A 2,951-nucleotide genomic window follows, 5' to 3' on the forward strand; every position below is an offset into this window, starting at 1 on the left:
AAAAAAACGTTCGCTCTTGCTGCCATGATGGCGGCAATCGCTCCGAATCTTGCTTCAGCAGCGGATGAGATGATCCAGACCAAGTACGCTTGCGAAGGCGGAAAGACGTTGGATGTCGTGTACGTCGGAGACTATGCCGTGATGCTGCAAATGGATGAGCTTGTCCCACTGAAACGCGCCAAGAGCGCATCAGGAGTGCGCTACATCTCCGCTAGCAAAAACTACACCTACGAACTGTGGGGTAAGGGCAACGACATGAACCTTTCGACCCACGATGGCGGGAAGGAGCAAACCGTCCTCAGTAGCTGCAAGCCATAAACCCCTTCCGTCGGCCACCTGTAGGGTCAACGAGACAGCCCGCCGTCGTCGCGATCCCGGCCGCGACTGCGAAGCCGTTGGGCCTGCCGCTGGCGTGTCGCCTCGCGCTGTTCGGCGAGCAGCTTCTCGCCCACGGCCTTGATGATCTGGGCCGCCTTGGCCTGCATATCGCGATTAAGCGGCCCCAGAGCGTCCAGAACGGGCTTCAGGCGGTCACGCAGGCTCCGGGCTGTCTCCTGTGCCTGCCGGGCCTTCTCGCGCTCCTGACGCGCTCCTGCGGCCGCTGCGACGGTCGGGCCATACCCTTCCCTGACGGCAGCGGTCACGCGGGCGGCCACGGCCTCCGGCGTCTCCACGTCCTTCGAGAAAATCCCCTTGCGCAGCACCCGCGGCTCGATGGCCTGCGGCGTGATGGTGGCGTGCCCCGGCTGGCGCTCGATGGCGCCGTAGTAGCTCTGGACGCGCTGATGGGTGGCCCGGCTGCCCTCGATGCCGCGTTCCAGCCCGAGATCCCTCACCGCCTCGGCAAAGCTGGTCTGGTCGGCCCGCATCTTGTCGCGGCCACCGATGAACTCCTTGGCCGACAGCCGCCCGTCCTGCGTCAGCGGCACGACGAAGGCCGACAGGTGCGGGGTGGCCTCGTCGCGGTGGATGCTGGCCGTCACGATGCGATCCGCGCCGTATTTGGCCGCCAGCCAGCCCTGCGCCTGGTCGAAGAACGCGGCCTGCTGCTGGGGCGTGGCCTTGGCCCACCATTCCGGGCTGGCCGTCATCACGTATTCGACCGCCAGCACCGCGTCCTTGCGCCGCTTCTCCGGCAGCAACTCGCGCAGCCGCCCCATCGCCGCATCGGTTGAGGTGGCCGCCCGGTGCTCGTTGTCCGGCGTGCGTTCGGCGTCAGCGTTGGGCGTTTCGCGCTCGCGGTAGCAGTGCTGCAACGCCGCCGCCACGCTGCCCATCGTCGCCAGCTTCTTGCATCGCATGATCGCGTAGGCCGCCATGCCTGCCCCTCCCCTTGGTGTCCGAATCCGGCCAGTCGGGGCAGCGCAAGGCGGTGCCTCCGGCGGGCCACTATCAGATGATAGTGTACTCACTAGACTTTGCTTCGCAAAGTCGTGCCCGCCTGCGGCGGTTGCAGCGCCCTTCGGGCTTGCTCCTGCGGCGGCCTTCGGCCTTGCCCAAAGGGGCTTTGCCCCTCTGGACTCCCCACCCTCGCCGCCGGGAGGCTCGGGGGGCAGGGGTGGCGGGCTTCGCCCTTCGTCCCTGCCCCCACTCGCACAGGCTGGGGCGCTGCGGTCAGCGTCAAGGGTTCGGCTTCGCCCGCGTCCTCGCCCGGTCCCTGCGCTTCGCTCCGGGCTGCGGCCTGCGGGCGCGCCCTTGACCCTGCCCTCCGCTGAAGGCGTCAGCCAGTGGCCCGCTGGCGTGTCGGAAATCGCCTCATGGCCGGGTAGGAAATTTCCGACAGCGCCGGAGTGGAAGGCGGGTCAAGGGCGCAGGGGGTGGCTGGCGCGGCCCGCAGCCCGCAGGGCGAGGACACGGGCCACCCCCGGAGAGCGCAGCGGCCCTTGACGCGCCTGGAACGACCCACGCTCCCCGGTAGGGGTGCAGGAGTGAAGGGCCGCAGGCCCGTAGCCCCTGCACCCCTGCCACGTGGCGAACGCGGGGGGTGGCGGGGGGCAGCGCCCACCGCCCCAAGGCTGCGCAGCGGCCGCCGGAGGCCCCACAAACAACGTCACCCGGCCACCGGCCGGGTGGCCTTTTTCAGAGGCCCCGCAGGGGCCGTCAGCGGGGTGCCAAGGCCGCGTAGCGGCCGCCGGCGGGGCGGCAGCCCCTTAGAGGAGAAAGGGGGAAATGCTAAGTTATTGATTTATAAGGATTTGTAGAAATGCATTGAGACACATAGGGTGTCCTAACGTTGAGACATGCATGGATGTCTCAACAGGTAGCAAGGTTGAGACGCAAACTGTCTCGACGTGAGACATAATTTGTCGTATCATTGCGACTCGAAATGGCGCAATGAGCGGACAAATTTCCCGACTTTGGAGGAACCCCATGCAGCAGATCACGGTGGCGACCGACGCCCAGCGTCGTATCCGCCAGCGAGAGCTGGCCATGCTGGACGAGAAAGAGGCTCAGGAGCGCGAAGAGGCGCGGAAGAACAAGGGGTTCACGCAGGTGTATCCCTTGGGTTGGAAGCGCATCATTGAGCTTGCTAAAGGCAATGCTGGGGCCTTCGGCCTGTATTCATTCTTTGCTGAAAATATCGACCCAACCTGCGGCGCGGTGGTCTGCGATCAGCAGTTTTTGGCAGACAAGATGAACGTCAACAGGCGGACAATCAGCCGTTGGTTGTCTTACCTGGAAGAAAATCGCGCGCTTGTCCGCATCCCTGTTGCTGGCAAGGTTTGCGCCTATGCGCTGGATCCTCACGAGGTCTGGAAGGGCTACGACAACGCCAAGGATTACGCAGCTTTCGTGACCAAAACCTTGGTCAACAAGGATGGCGATATCCGCCGCCGGATCATGTCGATGTTCAGCGGCGAGAAGCAGAACGACGACCGCGACCCGAACACCATTGACATGTTTGAAAGCACTCCCCAATGAGCAACGAAACGAAGGAGAAAATCTTTATG

General features: G+C 64.7%; 3 protein-coding genes. 2 read left to right on the plus strand and 1 reads right to left on the minus strand.

The genetic code is table 11. The annotated features are described in order from the left end of the window. Nucleotides 1–318, plus strand: a 318-nt coding sequence (locus ACF8MC_RS25635; protein WP_301991828.1) for an MliC family protein, incomplete at its 5' end; no start/stop codon positions are given. Between the two features lie 26 nt (nt 319–344). Here ACF8MC_RS25635 and mobV read toward each other — a convergent pair. Beyond that, complete coding sequence (gene mobV, locus ACF8MC_RS25640) at nt 345–1,319, minus strand: MobV family relaxase (protein ID WP_033995413.1); 975 nt, start codon at nt 1,317–1,319, stop codon at nt 345–347. A 1,051-nt stretch (nt 1,320–2,370) separates the two neighbouring features. On the opposite strand from mobV, the gene ACF8MC_RS25645 reads away from it, so the two are divergent. After that, nucleotides 2,371–2,922, plus strand: a complete 552-nt coding sequence (locus ACF8MC_RS25645) for a RepA plasmid replication protein (protein ID WP_033995415.1) — start codon at nt 2,371–2,373, stop codon at nt 2,920–2,922. Nucleotides 2,923–2,951 lie beyond the last annotated feature (29 nt).

The sequence above is a fragment of the Serratia sp. LACPHL-BACT-2024-00286 genome, from assembly GCF_043109535.1.
Classification (GTDB): domain Bacteria; phylum Pseudomonadota; class Gammaproteobacteria; order Enterobacterales; family Enterobacteriaceae; genus Serratia; species Serratia sarumanii.